Annotated in this window: 23 protein-coding genes and 1 tRNA gene; 12 read left to right on the top strand and 12 right to left on the bottom strand. The window is 54.8% G+C overall.

Annotated elements, in window-relative coordinates; genetic code table 11:
- The first annotated feature begins 89 nt into the window (after nucleotides 1–89).
- A tRNA-Arg gene (locus tag Q1A43_RS13285) sits at nucleotides 90–166 on the top strand.
- A gap of 97 nt (nucleotides 167–263) precedes the next feature.
- Here Q1A43_RS13285 and Q1A43_RS13280 read toward each other — a convergent pair.
- The 7 genes from Q1A43_RS13280 to Q1A43_RS13250 form a co-directional block, all read right to left on the bottom strand.
- Nucleotides 264–1319 (bottom strand): AbrB family transcriptional regulator, encoded by a 1056-nt coding sequence (locus tag Q1A43_RS13280; protein WP_299935885.1) that lies wholly within the window; start codon nucleotides 1317–1319, stop codon nucleotides 264–266.
- A gap of 48 nt (nucleotides 1320–1367) precedes the next feature.
- Nucleotides 1368–2648: a 3-oxo-tetronate kinase gene (otnK, locus tag Q1A43_RS13275; RefSeq protein WP_299935882.1), complete on the bottom strand. Its 1281-nt coding sequence runs from the start codon at nucleotides 2646–2648 to the stop codon at nucleotides 1368–1370.
- Nucleotides 2642–3325 (bottom strand): aspartate/glutamate racemase family protein, encoded by a 684-nt coding sequence (locus Q1A43_RS13270; RefSeq protein ID WP_299935879.1) that lies wholly within the window; start codon nucleotides 3323–3325, stop codon nucleotides 2642–2644. Before Q1A43_RS13270 ends, otnK begins: the two co-directional genes overlap by 7 nt.
- 112 nt (nucleotides 3326–3437) lie before the next feature.
- On the bottom strand, nucleotides 3438–4523 hold the full coding sequence (locus Q1A43_RS13265) for an isocitrate/isopropylmalate dehydrogenase family protein (protein ID WP_299935876.1): 1086 nt from the start codon (nucleotides 4521–4523) through the stop codon (nucleotides 3438–3440).
- Between the two features lie 55 nt (nucleotides 4524–4578).
- Nucleotides 4579–6126, bottom strand: coding sequence for a tripartite tricarboxylate transporter permease (locus Q1A43_RS13260; protein ID WP_299926208.1), 1548 nt, complete (start codon nucleotides 6124–6126; stop codon nucleotides 4579–4581).
- Between the two features lie 10 nt (nucleotides 6127–6136).
- Nucleotides 6137–6568 carry a tripartite tricarboxylate transporter TctB family protein gene (locus Q1A43_RS13255; protein WP_299926210.1) on the bottom strand — a complete coding sequence of 144 codons (432 nt, stop codon included), beginning with the start codon at nucleotides 6566–6568 and terminating at the stop codon, nucleotides 6137–6139.
- 64 nt (nucleotides 6569–6632) lie between these two features.
- On the bottom strand, nucleotides 6633–7622 hold the full coding sequence (locus Q1A43_RS13250; RefSeq protein ID WP_299935873.1) for a tripartite tricarboxylate transporter substrate-binding protein: 990 nt from the start codon (nucleotides 7620–7622) through the stop codon (nucleotides 6633–6635).
- A 417-nt stretch (nucleotides 7623–8039) separates the two neighbouring features.
- On the opposite strand from Q1A43_RS13250, the gene Q1A43_RS13245 reads away from it, so the two are divergent.
- From Q1A43_RS13245 to Q1A43_RS13195, 11 genes are all read left to right on the top strand, one after another.
- On the top strand, nucleotides 8040–8960 hold the full coding sequence (locus Q1A43_RS13245) for a GntR family transcriptional regulator (protein WP_299935870.1): 921 nt from the start codon (nucleotides 8040–8042) through the stop codon (nucleotides 8958–8960).
- 29 nt (nucleotides 8961–8989) lie between these two features.
- On the top strand, nucleotides 8990–9958 hold the full coding sequence (locus Q1A43_RS13240) for a D-2-hydroxyacid dehydrogenase family protein (protein ID WP_299935868.1): 969 nt from the start codon (nucleotides 8990–8992) through the stop codon (nucleotides 9956–9958).
- 211 nt (nucleotides 9959–10169) lie between these two features.
- Nucleotides 10170–11084, top strand: a complete 915-nt coding sequence (locus tag Q1A43_RS13235; RefSeq protein WP_299935866.1) for a 2-dehydro-3-deoxygalactonokinase — start codon at nucleotides 10170–10172, stop codon at nucleotides 11082–11084.
- Nucleotides 11085–11117: 33 nt separating this feature from the next.
- The gene (locus Q1A43_RS13230) at nucleotides 11118–12413 is read left to right on the top strand and encodes an ATP-binding protein (protein WP_299926218.1); all 1296 of its coding nucleotides are present in this window, start codon (nucleotides 11118–11120) and stop codon (nucleotides 12411–12413) included.
- A 21-nt stretch (nucleotides 12414–12434) separates the two neighbouring features.
- Nucleotides 12435–13166 carry a response regulator transcription factor gene (locus Q1A43_RS13225; protein ID WP_299926221.1) on the top strand — a complete coding sequence of 244 codons (732 nt, stop codon included), beginning with the start codon at nucleotides 12435–12437 and terminating at the stop codon, nucleotides 13164–13166.
- A 168-nt stretch (nucleotides 13167–13334) separates the two neighbouring features.
- Nucleotides 13335–13544, top strand: coding sequence for a 4-oxalocrotonate tautomerase family protein (locus Q1A43_RS13220; RefSeq protein ID WP_299935863.1), 210 nt, complete (start codon nucleotides 13335–13337; stop codon nucleotides 13542–13544).
- Nucleotides 13541–14431, top strand: a complete 891-nt coding sequence (locus Q1A43_RS13215) for an SMP-30/gluconolactonase/LRE family protein (RefSeq protein ID WP_299935861.1) — start codon at nucleotides 13541–13543, stop codon at nucleotides 14429–14431. The genes Q1A43_RS13220 and Q1A43_RS13215 overlap by 4 nt, the downstream gene beginning before the upstream one ends.
- 77 nt (nucleotides 14432–14508) lie before the next feature.
- The gene (locus Q1A43_RS13210) at nucleotides 14509–14964 is read left to right on the top strand and encodes an OsmC family protein (RefSeq protein ID WP_299935859.1); all 456 of its coding nucleotides are present in this window, start codon (nucleotides 14509–14511) and stop codon (nucleotides 14962–14964) included.
- Between the two features lie 221 nt (nucleotides 14965–15185).
- Entirely contained in the window at nucleotides 15186–16202 is a 1017-nt protein-coding gene (gene dctP, locus Q1A43_RS13205; protein WP_299935857.1) for a TRAP transporter substrate-binding protein DctP, read from the top strand.
- A gap of 272 nt (nucleotides 16203–16474) precedes the next feature.
- On the top strand, nucleotides 16475–16951 hold the full coding sequence (locus tag Q1A43_RS13200; protein WP_299935855.1) for a TRAP transporter small permease: 477 nt from the start codon (nucleotides 16475–16477) through the stop codon (nucleotides 16949–16951).
- Nucleotides 16948–18255 carry a TRAP transporter large permease subunit gene (locus tag Q1A43_RS13195; RefSeq protein WP_299935853.1) on the top strand — a complete coding sequence of 436 codons (1308 nt, stop codon included), beginning with the start codon at nucleotides 16948–16950 and terminating at the stop codon, nucleotides 18253–18255. Before Q1A43_RS13200 ends, Q1A43_RS13195 begins: the two co-directional genes overlap by 4 nt.
- Before the next feature lie 121 nt (nucleotides 18256–18376).
- On the opposite strand, the gene Q1A43_RS13190 is transcribed toward Q1A43_RS13195, so the two are convergent.
- The 5 genes from Q1A43_RS13190 to Q1A43_RS13170 all read right to left on the bottom strand — a co-directional run bounded on the left by Q1A43_RS13190 (nucleotide 18377) and on the right by Q1A43_RS13170 (nucleotide 24532).
- Entirely contained in the window at nucleotides 18377–19360 is a 984-nt protein-coding gene (locus Q1A43_RS13190) for an ABC transporter ATP-binding protein (protein ID WP_299935850.1), read from the bottom strand.
- Nucleotides 19353–20393, bottom strand: coding sequence for an ABC transporter ATP-binding protein (locus tag Q1A43_RS13185; protein ID WP_299935847.1), 1041 nt, complete (start codon nucleotides 20391–20393; stop codon nucleotides 19353–19355). The genes Q1A43_RS13190 and Q1A43_RS13185 overlap by 8 nt, the downstream gene beginning before the upstream one ends.
- On the bottom strand, nucleotides 20368–21501 hold the full coding sequence (locus tag Q1A43_RS13180) for an ABC transporter permease (protein WP_299935845.1): 1134 nt from the start codon (nucleotides 21499–21501) through the stop codon (nucleotides 20368–20370). The genes Q1A43_RS13185 and Q1A43_RS13180 overlap by 26 nt, the downstream gene beginning before the upstream one ends.
- Nucleotides 21498–22481, bottom strand: a complete 984-nt coding sequence (locus tag Q1A43_RS13175; RefSeq protein ID WP_299935842.1) for an ABC transporter permease — start codon at nucleotides 22479–22481, stop codon at nucleotides 21498–21500. The genes Q1A43_RS13180 and Q1A43_RS13175 overlap by 4 nt, the downstream gene beginning before the upstream one ends.
- A gap of 116 nt (nucleotides 22482–22597) precedes the next feature.
- On the bottom strand, nucleotides 22598–24532 hold the full coding sequence (locus Q1A43_RS13170) for an ABC transporter substrate-binding protein (RefSeq protein ID WP_299935840.1): 1935 nt from the start codon (nucleotides 24530–24532) through the stop codon (nucleotides 22598–22600).
- Between the last annotated feature and the right edge of the window lie 55 nt (nucleotides 24533–24587).

The following is a 24587-nucleotide window of genomic DNA, read 5'->3' as shown; positions in this document are numbered from 1 at the left end:
CCGCAAACGCGCGCTGTGACACAAGATGGCGAATATGACGCGGTGGCGGGATGACAACCCGGAATGGCCACGCTAAGAAAACGGTGTGTGGTCCCGTGGCTCAACTGGATAGAGCAGCCCCCTCCTAAGGGGCAGGTTGCAGGTTCGAATCCTGCCGGGGTCGCCACAACACCAGAAGCCTGAGCAAATACCTAGCCTTGCTAAAAAGAGGATGGCTACGTTTGTTGTGCCCTCTGACCGGATAGAATTGCGGCTTTCGACCTTTATTGGTCCTTGGCTTGCGCAAATCGACTGAGCAACAGAGGTGCTGCCACCAATGCCACCAAGACACGGAAAACATGGTGAAGACCAACAACAGCAGGGTCTGCCTCGGTGGCCACCGCGATCAGAGACATCTCAGCAAGCCCACCGGGTGCATAGGCAAGCGTCATTGTGAGGATATCAAATCCCATCGACTGTGCCGCCAGCGTTGCGGCCGCAAAGGCCACAGAAATCTGAACTGCCACCACCACGACAGCAGACCCAAAAACGGCCGATAGAGCCCGAAAAGTGACACCTGCAAACCGACCACCTACGTTGATTCCAATAAACACCTGCACAGCATTCGAAAGAGCGGCTGGCACGACAAAATCACTTAACCCGCTAATATGCAGAGCGCCGCTGACTACCATTGGAGCTACGACCAAGGGTGCTGGAACATTCAAAAACCGTTTGGCAACAAAGCCTGCCGCGACACATAGCGCGAACCATAGAAAATCCGGCACATTGAATGTAAAGATCTCGGTCGTTTGATCCGAGGAAACCGTCAGCCCTGTGGTCAGGCCGATTATCACAGGCAAGATCAGAATTGTGAGCGATATCCGCAGCGCATGAACGATTGAAACACGGGCTTGATCGGCACCAGCGGTTTCAGAGAGCAAGATCATTTCCGCAATGCCGCCGGGAATGGCGCATAGCAGTGCCGAAGGCCTGTCAAAATGGGCCAGCCTGCGCAACGCGACATAGGCCAAGACGAACATGACAGCCATAGCGACAAGAAGGCCCGCGATTGAGGTTGTCCATTTCGGCACGGACATCAGAAGCTCGAGCGTGAAGGCCGTTCCAAGCATCGCTCCGACGGAGGCGCGAACCACGTGGAATACCGCTGCTGGCTGTTGCATCGGCAATTTGAACAAGGAAAGCGCGGCGGTTGCCAACATTGCGCCGATCATCCAGCCCAAGGGCATGCCGGTTTTGCTCGTCAACCAGCCAGCCAAACCAGCCACAGAAACTGTAAAGATCTGCTTTGAGAGGTTGTTCATCTGTGTATCACGGTCCACGTGTTCGTTACCTTTGCCAGATCATAGATAGCGCTTGCTCTTGGTCGGTTATTGCGGTGCCGCCATCATGCTAAGAGCTTTGGCAAAAAAGTCCTCGGTGCCGAAATTCCCAGATTTCAACACCAGAGTAACAGGCGCATCCTCGCCCAAGGTGAGAATTGGAATGCCGGGATCGATTTCGGGCCCTACAGCCATGGCCGAAACCCCCACTGCATCGGCCACGGCCTGTGCCACGGCACCAGAGGTTTCGCCTCCGGCCACGACAATCCGCTTGAAACCTTGGGTCACCAAGGACGCCGCCACATTTGCAAAAAGCTCATCCAACCGATGCGCCACTGCCTCTCTCCCAAAGCGGGCCTGAATATCAGCAACGGCATCCGGCGATCCGGCAGAATATGCCAACGGAGCGTTGCCCGAATTTGCGAGGTAAAACTCAACCAACGCATCTTCGGTAACGCTCCCCCGCATCACTCCGGGCACATCGATGGCCAGTGTCGGGTGGTTTTGCGCATGGGTGTCGATTTGCCCGCGGGTCGCACCAGAACAGGAGCCTGCCAATATCGCCTCAGGACCTGTCACCGAGGGCGCATCTGTCGCGCCATTTGAACCCACTTTGCCAGCGCGGTGAAAATTGCGCGGCAGGCCCAAAGCAATCCCTGACCCGCCGGTCATCAATTTGGCATTGCTCAACGCAGTGCCAAGCCGCAAGAGATCAGCATCTGTGACAGCGTCCGCCACAACAAATCGATCCGTGGCATTTTCAAAGGCGTCACGAAGTGAATCCTCACCTTTCTGCACCCGCGACAAGGGCACTAAGCCTATGGAACTATCATTTTGACGACCCAAGACCCGGCGCAAATCCGGATCGCGCATCGGGGTCAGCGGATGGTTTTCCATACCGCTTTCGCTAAGCAGTTTCTCACCAACAAAAAGGTGCCCCTGATACACCGTGCGTCCCGCGCCCGGAAATGCCGGACAGACCACAACCCCTTGGGCATTAAGAGCGTCGGCCAATGCATCCGCGACCGGGCCAATATTGCCGTCCGGGGTTGAATCAAACGTCGAGCAATATTTGAAAATGATCTGTTCACAGCCTTGGCCAAGAAGCCACGTCAAGGCCGCCAAACTGTCTGAAACCGCCTTAGCCATCGGGGCCGTTCGGCTTTTCAAAGAAATGACACCGGCTTCTATGTCCTGCGCGACGTCTCCCGTTGGAATGCCGCAGAACTGTGCGGTTTTAAGGCCGCCTTCGGGTGCCACGCCTTTTACCAGCGTGTTGGCAATGTCACTTGCGCCGGTAAAGTCGTCGGCAATGACGCCAATCAGCATGCCACGTCTTTCTCTTGGGAATGCACCCGATGTTTGATCGCCAAAATGGCGGAATCCGGGCTGCTGAGTATCGGGATGGCTGTCTTTTGGCGGGCCAGGCCTGCGGCATCGGCCATCGAGAACTGTGCCAAGAGGATGACATCCGCATCAACAATGCTGGCGGCTGTCTCGGCGATCAACGTATCGTGCTTTGCATCATCGCCCAAGCGTTTGGCCGCAAGGGCACCATCGCAACAAAAGGACGTGAGTTTTGCGTTGCTTCCCAAGGCCTTGGCGGCGTCGCGGAACTCATCCTCCATCCCTTTGGCGGCTGGTGCAAACGTGTAGATCATTGCCACGCGGGGGCCGATGGCCAAGGCTTCGGAAAACATGGCCTCGTTGGGTTTCAGAACCGGGACTTTGGCGCCCTCGGCGGCATCTTCTATGGCGCGACCAAAGGCCGAACAGGTAAAAAGGATCGCATCGGCGCGGATATCCTCGGCATAGCGCGTTAGGCCAATGATGCGGTCCCAAAGCTCTAAACTCAGGTCCGAGTCTTTTTGCCGATCCGTTGAAAGGCCCTCTTCGAGAATTGTGATTGTTTCCGCCTCTGGCCAAAGCCGTTGCGCCGCGGTTTCGATCGGGTCAATGGCCACTCGGGTGGCATGGATCAGGGCCAGTCGAGGTTTGCATGTCATTGTTGTTTCTTTCTGGGTGGCTTCTCTCTCGGGCGTTTCGCTCGGGAAAGAGGCGGTGCCAAAGGTGTCTTGACACCGCCAGTCAGAGTGAGCTTGCGCCCACAGGAGGAACTCAGGCGGCCAAGGCTCTGGCTGCCACGGCCTCGGCCACCAAACGGCCAAAGGCATCGGTGTTTACAGTACCGCCAAGGTCGCGGGTGCGGTTTGCTGGCTCATCAATAACTGAGTCCACGGCGTCCGCGATGGCCTGACCGGCGTCCATCAGCTTGGTCACGCCACGCTGCTCACCAAGCCACGTCAACATCATCGCCGCTGACAAGATAAGTGAGGTGGGATTGGCCACGTTTTGGCCCTGAATATCCGGTGCAGAGCCGTGCTGTGCCTGCGCGCAGCAAAGGCCGGTTTCTGCATTGGCATTGATCGAACCTGCAAGCCCAAGCGACCCGGACAGTTCGGACGCAAGATCAGACAAGATGTCACCGTAGAAGTTGGTCGCCACAACCACGTCATAGGTTTCCGGCTTGCGGACCAACAGCGCGGCAAAGGCGTCTACGATCAACTCCTCGGTCTCTACCTCTGGAAACTCCTTGGCGACGTCGCGAAAGCACTCAAGGAACAAACCATCCGTCATCAAAAACGAATTCGCCTTGTGGATCGCGGCCACTTTTTTCTTGCGCTGCATCGCAAGTTTGAAGGCTTCGCGGCAAATCCGCATAGAACCATTGCGGGTGATCTTGCGCACCGACAAGGCCATGTCGGGATCGGGCATCATTTCACCGACGCCCTGAAACATATTGCGGTCTGGATAAAAGCCTTCGGTGGCTTCGCGCATGATCACCAGATCCATGCCAGCCGCTTTGTTTTCCAAAAAATCGCGGCTGCGGGCCGGACGGACATTGGCATAGAGGTCTAACCCAATGCGAAAGCCCGCCGAAACATTGCGGCCACCTTCGACAACGGGGGGGTAATCCATGTGCGACTGCGTGCCAAGGATCACGCCATCAAACTCGGTGCGGGCCCGCTCCAACACCTCATCACGCAGTGTGATGCCGTGGTTCTTGAGGCTGGTGAAACCACTTTCTTCTTCGTGAAACGTGAGGCCAAGGTCGAACTTTTGACTGGCGGCTTCTACCACGTCGAGCGTGGCAGCCATGATTTCCGGGCCGATGCCGTCACAGGGCAAAGTCATGATACGCATAGTATGTCTCCGATAGGTGCCGCTTTCGCGACATGGTCAATTTGGGGGAAGCAGGTCAGTCGCCTGCTGCGATTTCTTCGTGATGGGAACCGGCGTTCTCCATCCGCTTTTTCATCCGACGTCCCATGAGCATGGGCAGCACAAATCCGGTGATTGCGATAATCCAGAGAATGATGGCCAATGGGCTTCCAACAAGCACAAGCCAGTCTCCGTCCGAGATGGTCATGGCACGGCGCAGGTTCACTTCCATTTGGTTGCCAAGCAAGATGCCAAGGATCACAGGCACCAGCGAAACATCCAGTTTTCGCAGTACCCAACCGGCGATGCCAAAACCGACCATCAACATCACATCAAAGGACGATCCGGTGATGCTGTAGATGCCCACAAAGGAGATCATCGCAACGATCGGCATCAAAATCCGGGTCGGAACCATCAGCACCCTTGTGAAAATGCCGACCAATGGAATGTTCATCGCCAAAAGGATGAAATTGGCCAAAAACAGTGCGGCGATGAGGCCCCAAACCACGTCCGGGTTCTTGGTGAACAACAGCGGGCCGGGTGTGATGTTGAGCTGCAAAAGGACGGCCAAAAGAACCGCTGTCGTGCCAGAGCCCGGAACGCCAAGCGCCAGCATCGGGACCAGCGCGCCGCCTGAGGCCGCGTTGTTGCCGGCCTCGGGGGCGGCCACACCACGTGGATCGCCTTTGCCAAAGGTTTTTCCGTCCCGGTCAACCGTTTGCTTTTCAAGAGAGTAGGCAAGGAAAGAGCCCAAGGATGCGCCCGCCCCCGGCAACACGCCAGCAAAGAATCCCAAACCGGTGCCACGTGCCATCGAAGGAATGCAGCGTTTGATCATGCCAAAGTCGGGCATGATACGACCGACTTTTGTTGCTTTGGGCGATCCAACGGCACCGCCGCGATGGTGTTCAAGGAAAATGAACACTTCGCTCAGGGCAAACAGACCCACAATCGCGATCAGAAAGTCGATCCCGTCATAAAGATGGATATGGTCAAAGGTGAACCGCTGCGACCCTGTTTGGGAGTCGCTGCCAATCATCGCGATCCCCAGACCAAGAGCGGCCGCAAAGGCCGACTTGGCTTGGTTTGTCGAAGAGATGCCGCCAAGCGTTGCAAAGGCAACTGTGAACAGAACAAAGTATTCGGCAGGGCCAAACAAAAGCGCGATTTTCACCAGTTGTGGAGCCAAAAGAACCAGTCCGCATGTGGCAAAGAACGCACCCACAAACGAGGCGACACCGGATAGCGACAAGGCTTCGCCAGCCTTTCCTTGTTGGGCCATTGGATAGCCGTCCAAGCAGGTCATCATCGCAGGTTCGTCACCGGGAATATTAAGAAGGATCGAGCTTATTCGGCCGCCATACATAGCCCCGTAATAGACGCTCACCAACAAGATCAAAGACGGTGTTGGGCCAAGCCCCATAGAGAACGCGATGGGGATCAGGATTGCGACACCGTTGGCGGGGCCAAGGCCGGGCAGGGCGCCCATCAAAGTGCCTAAGAAACAGCCAGCAACGGCAAGGAACAGATTTTGCGGAGTGAGCGCAACGGCAAAGCCGTCGGCAAGAAGCGAAAGGATTTCCATGTATCTCTCCTCAGAAGCCCAAAGGACCTTTGGCCAACGCAAGGCCGAGGATCATGTGGAAGACGACATAAATGCCGATCGATGTTGCGACACCAACAACCAGTGACCACAGCGGCTCTGTACCCAGACGCCATGTCAGGTAAGCGGTTGCGAAGACTGTGGAAATCAAGAAGCCAAATTCAGGCAATGCCCAGCAGTACAAGAGCATGACGGCACCGGCGAACACGATTTCTGCAAACTCGCGCATATGTGGCCATTCTGGCTCGTCGTCAGGACGCAGAATGAAGTAGATCGAACAAAGCCCGATAATAGTTCCTACGATGTAGGGGAATGCTCTTGGTCCAACCACGTCGACCATAAAGCTGTCTTTGATGATGGACGCGGCCCAGATGTAGAAGATGGCCAGTGCCAATCCAAATCCACCGAATATTCGGTCGCTCATTTCTGCCTCCCTAAAGCTTTGGGCCAAGCCGGCCGGCGGGTGCTAACCGGCTTGGGTCGTTGGATTATTGGATGATACCGATGTCTTTGGAGAGCTTGGTTACATCTGCGATGCTGCCAGCCACAAAGTTGTACATATCGTCGCCGAAATTGTTGAACGGGGCGATTGCAGCGGCTTCGAGGGTTGCTTGGAATTCCGGATCGGCAGCCATTGTTTTGATGGCGTTTGACCAGAATTCTTTGGCCTCATCAGACGCGCCTGCGGGCATATAAAGACCACGCCAGTTGGCACCCACAACGTCATAACCCAGCTCTTTTGCCGTTGGGATATCCGGATAGTTTTTCAGGCGCTCTGGGGCCATGATCCCGATGATACGGATGTCACCGGATTCCAAGAAGCCCAGCATCTCCGAGAAATCGCCCGATAGCGCTTCGGTGGCACCAGAAAGCAAGCCGGTCATCGCTTCGCCACCGCCATCAAAGGACACGTATTTCAGCTTGGTGACATCATCCATGCCTGCCTCGCGGGCAACCAACATCGGCTTGATGTGGTCAAAGCTGCCAACAGAGGAGCCGCCTGCAATGCCGACCGACCGTGGATCTTCCAGAATGGCATCCATCATGTCTTTGAGAGTTTGAAACGGGGAGTCTGCGCGCACGGCAATCGCGCCGTATTCTGCGCCAAATGTGGCGAGGAAATGCACGTCGTCCTGCTCTGCACCTTCATAGATGCCCTGCGCGATGCGTGCGCTGGTGCTCATGGACGCGGCGACAATCAAGTTGTTGTCTTCATTGCGTTCTTTGGTGACGTGGGCAAAGGCCACACCGCCGCCACCACCGGACATATTGGTGACCTGCATAGAGTCTTCGATGACGCCGAGATCAAACAGGTATTTCGCTGTTGTGCGGCAAATGAAATCCCAACCGCCACCTGGGTTAGACGGCGCTATACATTGTGGGCTTTCCGCTTTGAAGCCGTCGGCCATACCCCCAGTCGCGCCTGCCAATGTGGCTGCCACCGCGAATACACCGATGCGAGTGAATTTAGTGAACACAGGTTCTCCTCCCCTGAATGTGTGTATGTCGAAGCAAGACGAATCTCGCCTCGCCTCTATTTGATTGCACATTGGTCAATCAAAAGCCAATCATAAATTGGCTTTTAGGGTTTGAAAAAGCAAAGTGAGCACTTTGAAAACCAACCTCGCCATCGCCTCTCAGTTGTTAAGCGCTGGTAATTATACTGAAAAATCCCCACCCAAACCTGTCAAGAAACATAGACGTTCCGTGGTTCAACTCCTGCCGAGAACCGTGGAAATTGCTTCCAAGACGGGTACGCCCCCTAATTCGACCATTGCAAATCCACATTTTTTGGCTTTTCATGATTTAAAATCCAAAAGAACGCCCCTGTGTTACGCGCAAATGCAATTTGACCGCCGATACGCCTGCACCGGGACCAAGGAGAACATGACAAGATGCGCGCCAATGCTCTGGCCTCAAAGATTTCAAACCGCCTGCTTCAAGATATTGTTGCGGGCAATGTGGCGTTGGGCAGTCATATCAGCGCGCAACAGCTGGCGGATCGCTATGGTGTTTCACGTACCCCGATCCGAGAAGCTTTGGAGGCGTTGGAAGTTCAGAGCGTGCTTATCCGCCGGCCCAACCGGGGCTATTTTGTCGCCGATGAAATTCCTGCATCTGCTCAAGCGGCTTTGGCGCAAGAGGGCGAAAGCGAGGCTGACGACTATCAAGTTTTGGCGGCGGATTGGCTTAGAAACGAACTTCCGGAAGAAGTCACCGAACAGTTCCTGCGCCAGAAATATAATTGGACGAAAGCCCATGTTGGCGAGTTGCTGGTACGCGCAACCCGTGAGGGATGGGCCGAACGCAAAGAGGGCTACGGTTGGCGCTTTTTGCCCGTTGCCAAAACACCAGAAGCTTTTGATGAAATCTACCGTTTCCGAATGGCAATTGAACCGGCGGCAATGTTGGAACCGTCCTTCGAGTTAAATCACAAAGTTCTCGAGGAGCAGCGGCGCATTCAGGAAAACATGCTTGAAATGGAGATATCTAAAGCACCGGGAGAAACTCTCCTGTCCAATGGGGCACTGTTTCACGAAGAGCTGATCAAACTTTCCGGCAATCCTTTCTTTCTTATGGCCCTGCAACGGGTCAACCGGATGCGGCGCTTGATGGAATACCGCGCAGAGGTGAACCGCGATCGTCTGATCGAACAATGCACCGAGCATCTGGAAATTCTGTCGCTTTTGGAACGGGGCAACACCGTGGATGCCTCTTTCCGGATGCGCCAACATCTTAGCGGCGCGCTCAAACGAAAATCGCCTCTAGCTTGGACTTGGGCTGCAGATTCTCATCTGACTGCCGCAGAGGATTGACCTCTCAACCAATGATCGGAGGAAAATGCGTGCCCACTTCAAAAAGCCCACTGCGGATCGCGATTTTGGACGACTACACCTCTGCCGCACAAGCCGCCGCCGACTGGCATGCGCTGCAAGATGTGCAGCTTTCTCAAATCACCCCGTCGATGATGGAAACGGAAGCCGAGCGCGCTTTGGCTCTGGCCCCCTATGACGTCCTCGTTGCAATGAGAGAGCGTACCCCGTTTCCTAAATCGCTCATAGATCAGCTCCCCAATCTGAAATTGCTCGTCACAACCGGCATGCGCAATTTTAGCATTGATATGGAGGCAGCGCGGGCGAAGGGCATTGATGTTTGCGGCACGCAAATGACCCCCTACGCGGCCTTTGAACATAGCTGGGCCCTTTTGATGGCGCATGCCAAACAAATACCGGCCGAACATCACGCAATGGTATCTGGGGGTTGGCAGGCCCACACGGGTGTCGGTTTGCATGGCAAGACCTTGGGAATTCTGGGGCTTGGTAAAATCGGCGCAAAAATGGCCCGGGCAGCGCAGGCGTTTGACATGAAGGTCATCGCTTGGAGTCCGAACCTGACGGCTCAAAAAGCGCAGGAACATGGTGCCACGTTTGTTGACCAAGAGGCACTTTTCAAAACATCTGATTTTCTAACGATCCATATGGTTTTAAGCTCATCGACGAGAGGCTTGGTCAACGAGAAGACCTTGTCCTTGATGAAGCCCACCGCCTACCTTGTGAACACGTCGCGCGGGCCGATCATTGATGAAAAATCCTTGATTAACTGCCTTGAGAACGGGGCGATTTCAGGCGCTGCCTTGGATGTCTATGACGCTGAACCTTTGCCCGCTGATCACCCTTTGCGAAAGTTGTCGAATGTGACCCTGACTGGGCATACTGGCTACGTAGTTCAGGAGTTGTTCCAGTTGGCCTATGGCCAAGCTGTGGAGAACATCGGCGCGTGGCAAAATGGCGGTCCGCTGCGACTACTGAACTAAGCTCACCGCTTCTCTTGAAACGAACCTTCTTTTTCATGATCCATGTCGTCGCAATCAGTTGGCTGAGATAAGGCCACATCCTAGAAACACGTTTGCGGGTCTCCGCAAATTTGCTGCGCATATCGCAGTTTCCGGGTGCCCCCAATTTCGACACATAGGAGATGAAGCCCGTGCGACAGGGCAACTAGAACAACCTGTTGGAGAAGAAATTATGAGGATTCAATGGGTAGCCCTTGACTGGGGGACAACCAATTTAAGCGCTTATGCCGTTGGTGATGGCAATCAGATTGTGGATCGTATCGAAAGCAATATGGGTATGTCCCAATTGCTTCCGGGTGAATTCGAACCCACTTTGCTTGCGATCATCGAGCCGTGGTTATCAAATGATCGTGTCACACCTGTTGTGGCTTGCGGGATGGTCGGCGCGAAGCAAGGTTGGGTAGAAGCCCCATATTCTGAGGTGCCATGCCTTCCTGTGTCTCCTGAACGCGTGGTATCTGTTTTTGTAAAAGACCCACGCCTGTCTGTGCGGATTGTACCCGGCGTCTGCCAGCGCCAGCCAGAAGACGTCATGCGCGGCGAAGAGACCCAGATTGCCGGATATCTAGCGGAAAATCCAAACTTCAACGGAGTCTTTTGCCTGCCGGGAACCCATTCCAAATGGGTTCAGGTTGAGAAAGGCGAAATCCGGTCTTTCACCACATTTATGACCGGAGAATTGTTTGGTCTTCTGGCAAATCACTCTGTGCTGCGTTTTTGCACAAAAAGCCCGTCTTGGGATGGTGCGGCATTTCTGGGTGCAATTGAAACAGCGTTTTCTGATCCCTCTGGGATCACAGCCAAATTGTTCAGCCTGCGCCCGCAGGCCTTGTTGAACGGAACACCAAATGAAGTTCTAAAAGCGCGCTTGTCGGGGCTTCTTATCGGGGCTGAGATCGCGGCCGTTCAAGACATGTGGCGCAATCGAGATGTGGTCATCATCGGAGATCGCGAAAACGCGCGTCTATATCAGATCGCTTTGGAAGCGTGTGGAATGTGTCCGCATATCTATGATGATGCGCAGGCGATCATCCAAGGGATGCGGTCGGTTGTGCAGATTTCCACCATGACAACAGAAGCTGTTTGAGGGCGATTTTTGACCGAAACTCAAGAGGCTACGTTGAAAGAGAAACAAGATTATGGTCAACTGATTGCACCCGAGGAAGGGGTGTATGCCGTAATGCCGAACGCCGCAGAAGCATTAGATTGCTATTTGTCAATTGCGCGGGCCATTGCGGGCCCGACAGACTATGAGCTGGTTCTCGAGAATTTTGCCAACCGGCTGCGCGCGCTCATTGCCCATGATCACCTTGATATTGTGTTGCTGCACCCAACCGGGACGCAGATTTGTTATGAGGCTCGGATGCACACATCCTGGAGCCACACCCAAAACCCCGCAACGCCAACAGAAGAAAGCCCAATTCGCGATGTGCTGCGGGGCGATCTCCCCTATATCTTGACGGATGACGCGTGGACCGATCCTCGCTTTCATTTCGAAGGGGCCGACAGTGAACCGCTGTTTCAAGCCAATCTGCACAGCCGCATTGTTGTTCCGCTGCGGGTGCAGGGGGAATTGATCGGATCACTGGCGATTTCCAGCCATAAGAAGAGTTTCTACAACGAGGAATTGGTCGTATTGGCCCAAGGGGCTGCGGATTTGGTCTCTGCCTATCTTTTTGCCTTGGAGAGAGGAAAAGAGGCCAAGGACTCGGCCATTGCAGAAATTGAAGCCACGGGGCGCGAACGCTCTTTGCGCATTGGCGCTTTGCAACTGACCGAAGGCATGGAGCGCGAGCGTCAACGGCTTGGGATGGATTTGCATGATCAAACCTTGGCAGATTTGGCGCGCATCCGTCGACGAATGTCTGGGATCGAAGGCGGGTCACCTGAGGCGTCCAAAGAGCTTGCTGACATCCAAGAGGAGTTGGATCATTGCCTCGAGGACGTGCGCGGCATTGTCGAAGATATGAAGCCGGGTGTGCTTCAGATGTTTGGCTTTTCCGAAGCCGTCGACGCCCATTTGCAGCGATGCCTGCGCAACACACGTCGCCCAATGAACATGCATGTCCAAGACCTGACTGATGGCAAGATGGATCACCTACAAGACACCGTCAGAACGGCGATGTACCGCATCGTGCAAGAAGCGGTAAATAACGCCTTGAAACATGCGAATTGTAGCCGGATCAATGTTCGTATCGCCCAGCAGGGGGGCAATATGAGCGTGACCATTGAGGACGATGGTACCGGCATTCAGGATATGGATTTGCACTCACTGAGCGGGATCGGCAACATCAAGACCCGTGCCGATTTGATCTCGGCTTCGGTCTTGTTTGATCGTTTGAACGCCCCAAAAGGGACACGCGTTTTGATCACTGTTCCCATGTCATCCGGGACTGAAGTTCGGGACGCGGATTGACCTTACCAAACAGGAAATTGAATGCGCTTATTGATTGCCGAAGACGACAAGCTCCACCGATCCTTTCTCGAAGGTGTGTCACGCGATACCTTGCCAGAGCTGGATGAGCTGATCACGGCCGCCGATGGCGAGGATGCCATTGCCGCGTTTGGAGCGTCCGACTTTGATTCTGTGGTGCTTGATCTGCAAATGCCCAAGGTGACAGGCGTCGAGGTGGCCAAAAGCATTTGGGCCCGCAAGCCGCACACAAAAATTCTGTTTTGGTCCAACTACACAGAAGAAGCTTATATTCGGGGTATCACTAAGATTGTGCCGCCCGAGGCCGTCTATGGCTATATCCTGAAATCCGCCCCAGAAGAGCAGCTAAAGCTGGCGTTGCAAGGGGTCTTTATCGCCGAGCAATGTGTGATCGACCGCGAAGTTCGCAGTGTTCAGCAACGGGCAGGGGATCGGCTTTCTGGTCTCAGCGAGCTGGAATTCGAGGCCCTTGTTGACCTGTGCCTAGGGTTGACCGACAAGGCCATCGCCGCTCGGCGACATGTGTCGCTACGCGGGGCGCAAAGCCGGTTGCAGCACCTCTACCAAAAGCTTGGTCTGGAAAAGGGGGACCTTCCCGCCGGTCCATGGGGCCCGAGTTTCAATTCCAGAACACGGGCTATTTCCCTTGCTTTGTCTCAGGGAATTCTCAATGCAGACGCGTTGCGCCGCGAGGAAAAAAACTTGCAAGACTGGCTGTCTTCTCAGGGCGAATAATGTTTTTGCTCAGAGTCTTGCGGGAACCCGCAAGTGTGATGTGCTTCCCCGTTCAATTGCTGCGTGAGCTGACGCAGACGCACCAAAATGACCTCCCTAATCTGATCTCAACATGAGGATATGACACCGGGTTCTACTCCGTGTCGTAAAGATTACGGGAGGACGCCGATGCCGTTTGTCAACATTCGGATCGTTAAACAAGTTATCGAGCATGACCCAAAGGGCATCAAAGAGCAGGTGCAAACGGCAGTGACCAATACGCTGTCAGAGGCCGCAGGTATTCCAAAGGAAAATGTCTGGGTTGTCTTTGAAGAGGTCGAAGACGTGGATTGGTTTGCTGGCGGCGAACGCGTCAAAGAGCTGAGGGTTAAACCATGAGCATCGACGTGCGCCTTGAAGGTATGCATGAGATCGTGGATGCCGATCCGGTTTTGGAGAAAGTGGCAGGGGGTTTCCTGTTCACCGAAGGCCCGATTTGGCACCCCGTCGAAAAGCATCTGACGTTTTCTGACATCCCCGGCAATGAACTTTTCCGGCTCGGGGCAGATGGCAAAGTGGTGTCTTTCCGCAAGCCCAGCAATATGGGCAACGGCAATACATACGACGCCGAGGGCCGCATGCTCACCTGTCAGCACGCGACAAGTTCGGTGACGCGGACCGAAGCCGATGGCACCATCACGACGCTGGCAACGCATTATGATGGCAAAGAGCTCAACAGCCCAAATGACATCGTGGTTGGAAAAGATGGGCTGATCTACTTCACCGATCCAACCTATGGGCGCTTGGATTACTTTGGCGTCGAGCGTGATTTGGATATGGGTAAACAGGGCGTCTATTGCGTGACACCCGATGGCAAGACCATCAACCAATTGGCGGATGACTTCGCACAGCCCAACGGTTTGTGTTTCTCGCTGGACCACAAAATTCTCTATGTGAACGACACAGAACACAAACACATTCGCCGGTTTGATATTGCCGAAGATGGCAGTGCCACCGGCGGTGAGGTGTGGGTTGAGGTGACGACCGGCGAAGGCGAAGGCCATCCCGACGGTATGAAGATCGACAGCAAAGGCAATGTGTATTGCACCGGGCCGGGGGGTGTTCATGTGATCACCCCAGCGGGCGAAACACTGGGTGTGATCCGAATGCAAGAGTTTACCGCCAACTTTGCTTGGGGCGGTGATGATCTGACGGACCTCTACTTCACGTCTTCGACCTCGATCTACCGGATCAAAGTCAAAACGCCGGGGCTTGCGCTATTTTAAACGGCGCGCCGGACCCGCCTTTTCACAAAGGCTATCTGGTGCCGCCACTCCCAAACTGCTTCAATTAGGAGATACTGATGGCACATGTCATGCCAGATCTATTTAAGATCGATGTGCAAGGGCACGCGATCACCCATGCGCGGACCGAGATGGTGGCGCGGGGCAAGGTCGTCACGACCGACGAACCACCAGAGCGCGGCGGCACCAATCTTTTTGCGACGCCCTTGGAAACCATGCTGTCGTCGTTTTTGGGCTGCACCAATGTGATCGCCAACTACGTCGCGGGTCTTCTCAAGATCGACCTGCGTGGCATGGAATTTGAAATCTGCGGACACTTTGACACGCGGGGCGTGTTTGGGAAGGCCGAGATTGGGGCGCCATTTCCTGTGATCGAGCTGAAGGTGATCCTTGATACCGATGCAAGCGATCACAAGATTGCTGAGCTGCAACGGATCACTGGAGAGAAATGCCCGGTGTCCGTGTTGTTGCGCCGCGCGGGCTGCGACATTCAAGAAAGTTGGGTCAGAAAATAAAAGCGTGACGGGCGCGTAGGGTTTTTCGCGGGTGCCCCCTTGCGTGGCTGCGGGTCTCCGCAAACTTCGGGCGTGATCCCCCGTGCCGCGCAAATCCAAACAAAGTTACCAAACCAACAGGTGTCCAAACCAATGAGATGGCGTTCGGCAGCGAGGAGACTGCCGATCACCAACCAGACCACCTTTACGGGTGAAAACGAACAATAGGGAGAAGAACCGAAATGAAACTACTCAAAACGCTATGCGCCAGCGCGCTGGTGGCAGCAGCCAGTTTGACAATGCCAGCAATCTCTGCAGCAGAGGAAATTGATCTTAAGTACCATGCCTTCACAGGCAAAGGCCCCTCGAACCTCGCGACCCGCTGGTGGATGGATGAGGTCGAAAAACGCACCGACGGCAAAGTCAAATTCACCCGCATTTTTGGTGGCCCATTGGGCAAGCTGTCCGGTCAGCCGGAAAACATCAAGGTTGGTGCCTTTGACCTCGGAGAGTTCTCTCCGGTCTATAACCCCGGCCTCTTCCCGCTTGCCAATGTGACGTCGCTTCCGTTCATGAGCGACAATGCTCTGGCGCATGCGCAGGCCGGGCACGAATTGTTCAAATCCCCCGCTGTCGAAGCGGAATTCACAGCGATGAACCAAAAGTACCTGTTCCCAGGTCTTTGGACATCGATTCAGCTGCTGTCTCATGATCCAATCCGCTCGATCGAGGACTTAAAGTCCGCCAAGATCCGCGCCCATGGCGGGGCCGCTGAAATCTTGAAAGAACTCGACATCACCGTCTACGGCATTCCGTGGGGTGAGCTGCCCGCAGCGGCAGAGCGCAAGGTTGTCACCGCGGCGATTATTGGGTCGCCTGCGGATGCTTATGCCTTTGGCTTTGGTGAGATTTTCAGCTATTGGGACGATGAAGACTGGTTCTTCTTCCCAATGCCCGTCACCATCAATCTCGACACATGGAATGCCCTTCCAGATGACGTGAAAACTGTGATCGAAGAGCTCAATGACGAGACAGTCATGAAAGCGCGCAGCCTGTTGGAAGTTGCTGAAATCGAGTCTCACGCAAAACTCAGCGCGCAGACTGAAATCGTCAAACTGGACGAGGCCGAGAAAGCCAAAATGCTCGATGTTCGCAATGCTGCTTGGCAGAGCTGGGTCGACGCACGCGAAAAAGACGGTCTTGCCGGTCAAGCTGTTCTGGATGACTTCTTGAAGCTTCTGGAAAAGCACGAAGGCTAATACCACCCACGGGCTGACCGGGCGCATTGCCCGGTCTTTCCTTGCGCTGCCATGAACGACAGAACAGGTTGTCGGCGGCGCTCCTATCTCGAAACACATGCAAATCCGTCAACGGCCCAAGCGCTGTTTGACCCGCCATGTGTGACACCTGTTCAAAAATTCATTCATGGGGGAGGGATGCCTAAATGGCAAGTTTAGCCAGCAAAGCCATATGGTTACAAAGAAAGCTAGAGGAAGTCGCCTGCTACGTTTCCGCCTTGGCGGTCGCGACAATGATGACAATCACTGTGCTAGAGGTCGCAGCAAGGGCCTTGTTCTCCAAAAGCCTGCCGGGTGCCTATGAATACGTCAGCTTGATGTTTGTCTATCTGATCTACTTGGGTCTTGGGTATTCACAGCGTCGCGACGCCCATATCACCGTCGGCGTTCTGTACGACTATTTCCCGCGCAAGACTAAGAAGGTTGTCCAAGGGATTTACCTACTGATCGCCTGTCTGTTCTTTGCCGCCTTGACTTGGACCAGCGCCGTTTCGGCCTTGAGCGCCTATGCCATGGGCGACACGATCCTTGGCATTGTCGAAGTCAAAACATGGTGGGCGCGCGTCGGTATTCCGGTTGGCTTGGCCTTGTTTTCATTGCGGTTTTTCCTCCAGCTGAGCCGCCTGATCACAAACAATGAACTACTTGAGGACGCGGCAGTTGCCGAATTTGCCCCTCAAGAGACGGCTGAAGATGAGAGAAAACAATGATTGAGTCACTTCAAGTGCCGCTCGTGATCGGGCTGGTTGGAATTTTGATGGTTTTGCGTGTGCCAGTTGGCATTTCCCTGCTGTTGTCGGGGGCTGTGGGCTTTGCGTTGATACGCGGAACAACGATCACCCTCGACGCCATCGGTGGCCGGTTGTTTGACATTGGATCAGGATATGCGCTGAGCGCGGTCCCACTATTCCTGCTCATGGGGCATGTCGCGGCCAAGGCCGGCATCACCCAGGATATCTATCGGGCGACGCGTGCATGGCTTGGCCACCTCAAGGGCAGCGTGGTGATTTCAACGACTGTGGCCGCCGTCGCCTTTGCCGCGTGCTCTGGCTCAACAACCTCATCCACCGCCGTTTTTGGCCGCGTCGCGATCCCTGAAATGCTGCGGCTCAAGGTTAACCGCAAACTGGCGGCCGGCTGTGTGGCGACCGTCGGCACGCTTGCCGGAATGATCCCGCCAAGCATCAACCTGATCGTCTATGGCATCATCGCGCGGGAATCCGTTCCCAAGCTGTTGATCGCTGGTATCATTCCCGGATTGCTGACCGCCTTTGCCTATCTGGTCATGATCTACATCCGGGTGAGCCGGAACCCAGAATTGGCCCCGGCATTGCCGAAGGCTGGCATAGAAGAACGGTTGCAATCTTTGAAAGGTGTTTGGAGCTTTCTCACGCTGGGTGGTATTGTGATCGGCGGCATTTATGCCGGGATCATCACACCAACCGAAGCCGGTGCAATCGGTGCAATTGGGTCTTTCCTGATCGCCTTGATCCGCAAACGTTTGTCTTTTCCGGTTTTGAAGGAAGTGTTTCTCGACACCGCTCAGACCACATCGGTGATCTTTATCATCCTCGTGGGCGCGTTGATTTTCTCTTCCTACCTCGCGGTAAGCGGTGCATCGGGTGCGCTGTCCGAATTCATCGTTGGCCTTGATATGTCGATGATGGGCATCGTCTGTATCTATGTGGTTTTGTTGCTGATTTTGGGCTGTATGGTTGATCCGGTGTCGGTGATGTTCTTGACCGTGCCGATTTTTGTGCCGCCGTTGATCGAACTGGGTGCACACCCCATCTGGCTGGCGATTGTTGTTGTCAAAACGCTTGAAATTGGTCTCATCACGCCGCCTGTCGGGTTGAACGCCTTTGTGCTCAAAGGGGTGGTGCCATCCTTCTCGCTCAAAGAGATTTTCGGTGGGATCTGGTGGTTCCTACAGGTCGAGGTCATCACCTTGCTGATGATCCTATTCATCCCCACCATTGCCACATTCCTACCGGAGTTGGCATTCGCCAAGTGACGCAGACGCCATCACCAAAAGCAAAAAACCAAGGGCACCAGTGGAGATCATTGGTGCCCTTGGCGCTTTGTCGACATTGATCTCTTACTAAGACCCCACGATTGCTAAATTTGGCTAGACCCTAAACAGCGTCTGGCCTGTGGCATTTGAGCTGACTGCTGCCCAAGGTCAGTGTTGGCGGTTCACTTGACCAGCAAACATCCTGTGCCAAAGGGCAGCGCGGCGCGAATTTGCAACCCGTGCTAACCCGGTCCGAGACCTTTCCAATCGGTGCCACCCGTTTGGCTGAACGCGCCTTGGGTACGGGCCGGGGAACGGCGTCCAGCAAGGCCTTGGTATAAGGGTGCTTGGGCGCGCGAAACAAAGTATCCCGATCCGCCAGTTCAACAATCTGGCCCAGATACATCACCGCGACGCGATCACAAAAATGCTCAACCACGGCAAGGTCATGAGCAATGAAAATATAAGTTAAATCATAGTCTTCCTGTAAGTCCTGCATCAGGTTTAACGTCTGCGCCTGAATGGAGACATCTAGGGCAGAAACAGCTTCGTCAGCGATGACAATCTCGGGTTTGGTCGCAAGCGCCCGAGCAATTCCCAACCGCTGTCTTTGCCCCCCTGAAAAGGCATTGGGGTAACGCATCAAAAACGCCCGTTGTAGCCCTACCTGCTCCAATAGGTCGCCGACGCGATCGGCCAAGGCCTGCCCTTTGAGACCTTCGGATTTTTGCAGGGCCTGCCCGACCAAATCCAACACCCGTAAACGCGGGTTTAGCGAGCTTTGTGGATCTTGAAACACCATACGCATATCGCGCCAAATCGCGGTCATTTCCGCACGCGACGCGCCAATCAACTCGGCTTCGGGGCGAGTTTTGGTGGTGAGTTTGATGCTACCTGCGGATGGGTCCAGAGTACGCATAATACAACGGCCGAGAGTTGTCTTGCCGCTACCGCTTTCTCCAACGATACCAAAGCTTTCGCCGCGAAAAACATCAAAGGATATCTTATCAACGGCGCGCACTACATCGGTTTGTTTGCCAAAGAAGGAGCCACCAATTGGGAAATGCATGTCCAAATTGCGGACCTTTAGGACGGGATCAGCCATGTTGCACCTCGGACGGAGTATGCAGATGGCAGGCAACCTGTGCAGTTCCCTGGCCAGCCAGTTGTGGTTGAACCTGATCGCAAACACCGGAAATCACATGATCGCAGCGGGTGCGAAAGGTGCAGCCCGAGGGTCGCGCCAAAGGATGCGGAACCATGCCGCGAATAGCCGGTAAACGCCGTCGCCGGGGGGCGCCAAGCCGGGGAATGGAATCCAAAAGCGCGCGGGTATAGGGGTGTTGGGGGCTTTCAAAAATCTGCTCAACACTGCCGGTTTCGACCACGCGGCCCATATACATAACGGCCACATCTTCGGCGACCTCGGCTACGACGCCAAGATCATGGGTGATCAACATCACTCCCATTTCCAGCTCGTTCTTGAGCTCGGCAATGAGATCAAGGATTTGCGCTTGTGTGGTGACATCCAAGGCGGTTGTCGGTTCGTCCGCTATCAACAAGCGCGGCTGGCAGCACAGCGCCATGGCGATCATCGCGCGCTGGCGCATACCGCCGGATAACTCAAAGGGGTAGGCCTCAAACCGGTCTGCGGGTTTGGGAATGCCAACTTTGTTGAGCATCTCAATCGCGGCCTCTTTGGCCTCGGGCTTGGACATATTGCGGTGCAACAACAGGGCTTCGGTGATCTGTTTGCCGATCTTGGTGATCGGGCCAAGCGAAGACATCGGTTCTTGGAAAATCATCGCAATATCTTGGCCGCGAATGTCACGCAGCGCGCGGGAGCCCGGGCGCGCACTGGCCAAGTCAATGGCACGCCCATTGGCGGCGTTATAGGTGATTGAGCCCTGCACAATGCGGCCGGGCGCATCGACAATGCGCAAGATTGAACGTGCCATGATGGATTTGCCACAGCCCGACTCGCCCAAAATGCACAGGGTGCGGTTGGGGTGTACATCTAGATCGACCCCTTCGACGGCTTTGATCACCCCGTCATCGGTAAAGAAATGCGTTTTGAGATCGCGGATTTCGACCAGCGGTTTTGTTAATTGATCAATGGGCATGGGGGTCTGCGGCATCACGAAGGCCGTCTCCTAGAAAGTTCAGCGCCAAGACAGCGATCACTATGGTTGCTCCGGGCGCAATCAACAGCCACGGGGCCTCGATTATGGTGCGGATGTTCTGGGCCTCTTTCAGCAGAGTGCCCCATGACACGATGGATGGTTGCAGGCCAATGCCAAGGAAGGACAGCGATGTTTCTGCGAGGATCATCAAAGGCACCGCAAGGGTGAGCGAGGCGATGATGTGGCTCGAAAAACTTGGGACCATGTGTTTGCGGATCACCTCCCAATCGGACAGACCATCCAAACGTGCGGCTGTGATGAAATCCTCTTTGCGAAGCGACAGGAACTTGCCCCGGACTTCGCGGGCCAGCGATGTCCAGCCGATCATCGACACAATGAGGGTGACAACGAAATAGGTACGCAGAGGTGGCCAGCCCAGCGGGATTGCCGCCGCAAGGCCCATCCAAAGCGGGATTGTTGGAATCGAGCGCAGGAATTCGATCAGGCGCTGAATGACATTGTCGATCCAGCCGCCATAATAGCCCGAAACCCCACCCAACGAGACCCCAATCAGAAGGGACACCACAACGCCGACTAGCCCGATGGACATCGATACTTGGGTGCCGATGATGATCCGGCTAAGGATATCCCGCCCAAGCCGGTCTGAGCCTAGAAAATACACCACGTCTTTGGGCTTCTTGGGGCCAAAGAAATGGCGATCTACCTTCCAAAACCCAAGCAGCTTGTAGCTGTGGCCTTTTACAAAGAAACCAAGGGGGACAATCTTGCCGGATTGCTCTTCGTAGCTGCGGCGCATGGTAGCCTGATCGACCTCCATTTTCAAAGCTTTGGCATGCAGGCCAAATTGGCGATCTCCGCTTTTATCCTCGTAAAATAGGTGGATACCCTGTGGGGGAACGTAGATGCCGCGCCGGTTGGTATCGGTGAAATCTTCGGGGGCGAAGAAGTTGCCAAACAGGGCGACGATATAGATCATCACCACCAAACACAGGCTGGCATAGGCGATGCGATGGCGACGAAACTTGCGCCACATTAGCGCCCAAGGGCCAAGCAGTTCTGGCATGATGACCGAAGTGTCGTGAGGTTGGTCTATGGCGGTCATTGGTAACGAATCCTTGGGTCAATCCAGGCCAAAAGAAGATCGGAAATTAGCGTGCCAAGCACGGTCAGCATGCTGACAATCAAGATGAGCGATCCGGCAAGGTACATGTCCTGAACCAGCAAGGCGCGGAGCAGTAGTGGGCCGGTTGTCGGTAGGTTCATCACCACGGCAACGATGATTTCGCCCGAGACCAACGTCGGTAAAATCCACCCGATGGTTGACACAAACGGGTTGAGCGCGACACGTACGGGATAGCGTAGCAGCAGCTGAAATTCGGACATGCCCTTGGCGCGGGCCGTCACCACATAGGGACGGTAGAGTTCATCCAACAGATTGGCGCGCATGATCCGGATCAACGCCGCCGCACCAGATGTGCCAACCACAACAATCGGCATCCAGATGTGCTTGAGCAGGTCGATGAATTTGTCCCAGCTCCACGCTTCCTCGAGGTATTGCGGGCTGACTAGCCCACCGACGCTTTGGCCAAAATATTTGAACGCCACGTACATCATGACTAGTGCGAGAAGGAAATTGGGGACCGCGAGGCCGATAAAGCCGAGGAAGGTCGCCAGGTAGTCGCCAAAGGAATATTTGCGAACCGCCGAATAGATGCCGATGGGCAAGGCGATGATCCAGATGAACAAAAGAGTCAGCGTTGAGATCGCAAAGGTCCACCCAAGCCGATCCCAGATCAAATCATTAACTGGCAGGTTCTTTTCAAAGGAAATGCCGAAGTTGCCTTCGAGCAGGATGCCCTTCATCCATTTAAAATACTGCACATGCATCGGTTGACCAAGGCCGTATTGTGCCTCAAGCGCCAGTCGGGTGCCTTCGTCCAAGCCGCCGTTGTCAGAGAGTTCGGCGGCCAGTGAATCGAGGTAATCGCCGGGGGGCAATTGGATGATCGCAAAAGTCACAACCGAAACCAGAAACACCGTCGGGATCATATAGAGCAGTCGGCGGGATAGAAATTGCAGCATTGGGGACCGTGAGTTGCAAGAGAAGCGAGCGGCGATGCAGGAGGACAAGCACCGCCGCTCTGAAATATGCAGGTTGGTCGCTAACCGGACCTGCACATCAGGTCAGTCGTGACGGATCACGGCAGGTTTGCGCCACCTTCAAAGAAGAATTGTGCAGTGTAAGGGGCCGGTGTCCAGAGCTGACCGGCGATCGGCATTGGATTGGGGAAATTGCGCAGATTGTTACGCGCAATGCCAAAGGCCCCGTCGCTTTGCACCATACCGATGGTCAACAATTGGCCGGTTGCCTGATCAATCAGATCAACCAAAGCGGCCTCTTGCTTGGCTGGGTCGGCGGTGGTGGTCACCCCTTCATAGGCGGTAAACAGTGCTTTGATATGCTCCGGCGGCTCGATCCCGGTCGCGTTGTCGACACCCCAAGAGGCCCATTTGGGGGCCCAATAGACGGCTTGGCCCTGAGGCACGTAACAATATGGGTTGGTATAAGCGTCCACAACACCACCACCGCAGTTCCAGATGTAAGCATCATGTTCAGCGCTGGAGGCGAGATCCTGAAGGCGTGAGCGATCACTGGCGCGCACTTGGAAATCGAGGCCGACATCGGCGGCATATTCCGCAACCAATTCCATCACATCAGGGAATTGCAGGCCGAACACATCTGCGACCAAGAAGACCAAGGTAAAGCGTTCGCCATCCGGCCCGAGGCGAAAGCCTTCATCGTCCTTTTTGTCCAAACCCATCCCGTCCAACAGGGCGTTGGCCTTGTCAGGATCAAACTCTGTGTACTGTTTTGCCCATTTTTCCTGATAAAAAGGCGCGCTTTTGTGTGGGGCCGTTTGGGCGGCGGTTCCAGCCCCCAAATAGACCAGATCGATGATTTCTTGGCGATCCACAGCGTGGCTCACCGCTTGGCGAAACTCAAAAGTGTTGACGATTTCATTCTTGATGGGATCGGGGTTGTTGAGGTTGAACATCAAGATCGATTGGTTCGATGGAATGTCGCCAACGCTATAGAAATCATAGCTGCCGCGCTCTTTGTTATCGGTCAGCGCCGCAAGGTTGGACGGGCGGCCAATGTGGCGCGCCATATAGTCGATCTCGCCGTTAAACGCTTTGAGCAGAATGGTCTCGACGTCTTCAACCTGATCCCACGCGACCTTGTCGATATAGGGGAGCTGATTGCCCGCTTCGTCGACCTTCCAATAGTATGGATTGCGCTCTGCAACCATCCGTTCAGTTGATCCATAGCCTTTGACGATGTGCCAAGGGTGAAGCGTTGGGCGATCGGCGTTTTGCCAAAAGGCCGGTGTGTGCATGGGGCCAGCTTTGAGGTTGAACAGAGACACCCAATCGCTCGCTGCGGGTTCTGCATCCACCAATGCCTGAACATCGGGATTATGATCCGCATGGAATTGCGCCAGATAGTGGCGCGGGTAGTTCACAGTGTAATAGCCGAACCCATAAGCCAGGTTTTGCAAGAACAAGCCGTTTGGTTCGCCGAATTTGAATTCCACGGTTAGGTCATCGATCTTGGACACCTCAACGGCACCGCTGGCACCGACATACATCGCGTGTTTGGACGGTGTCAGCCGCTCGTCGTTAAAGATCTCGTACCAAAACAGAATGTCATCTGCGGTAAAGGGTGCACCGTCTGACCATTTCATCCCGTCGCGCAGCTTAAAGGTAAAGGTGGTCGCGTCGTCAGACACCTCATAGCTTTCGGCGATATTGGTTTTGACTTCGCTCCAATCGGCGCTCCAGCGGACCAGATTTTCGTTGCTGATCAGGCGCACCATATTGTGTTGATCGCCGCCGCCCAGAATGGCACGACGCAGGGTGCCGCCATATTCGCCGGTTTTATCAAGCACTTCCATGACCATTGGGTTCGTCGGCAAACGCTCTTCTAGCGCGGGCAAACTCCCGTCGGCGACCTTGGCAGCAAGCGTTGGCGCCTCCTCAAACGCCAGTGCGGGCATCGCCCCCGATACGACAAAGCATAGGCCCGCCGCCCCGGTTTTTAAGCTGGTTTTCATCCTTGTTGTCAGTCGCATTCCATTCTCCTCCTAATGGATTAACGTTTGGCCACCAATTGGTGATACGAATTGG

It is taken from the genome of uncultured Pelagimonas sp. (assembly GCF_947498515.1).
Lineage (GTDB): Bacteria > Pseudomonadota > Alphaproteobacteria > Rhodobacterales > Rhodobacteraceae > Pelagimonas.
The sequence above is the reverse complement of the archived record's forward strand: the minus strand, read 5'-3'. Positions and strand labels throughout refer to the sequence as shown.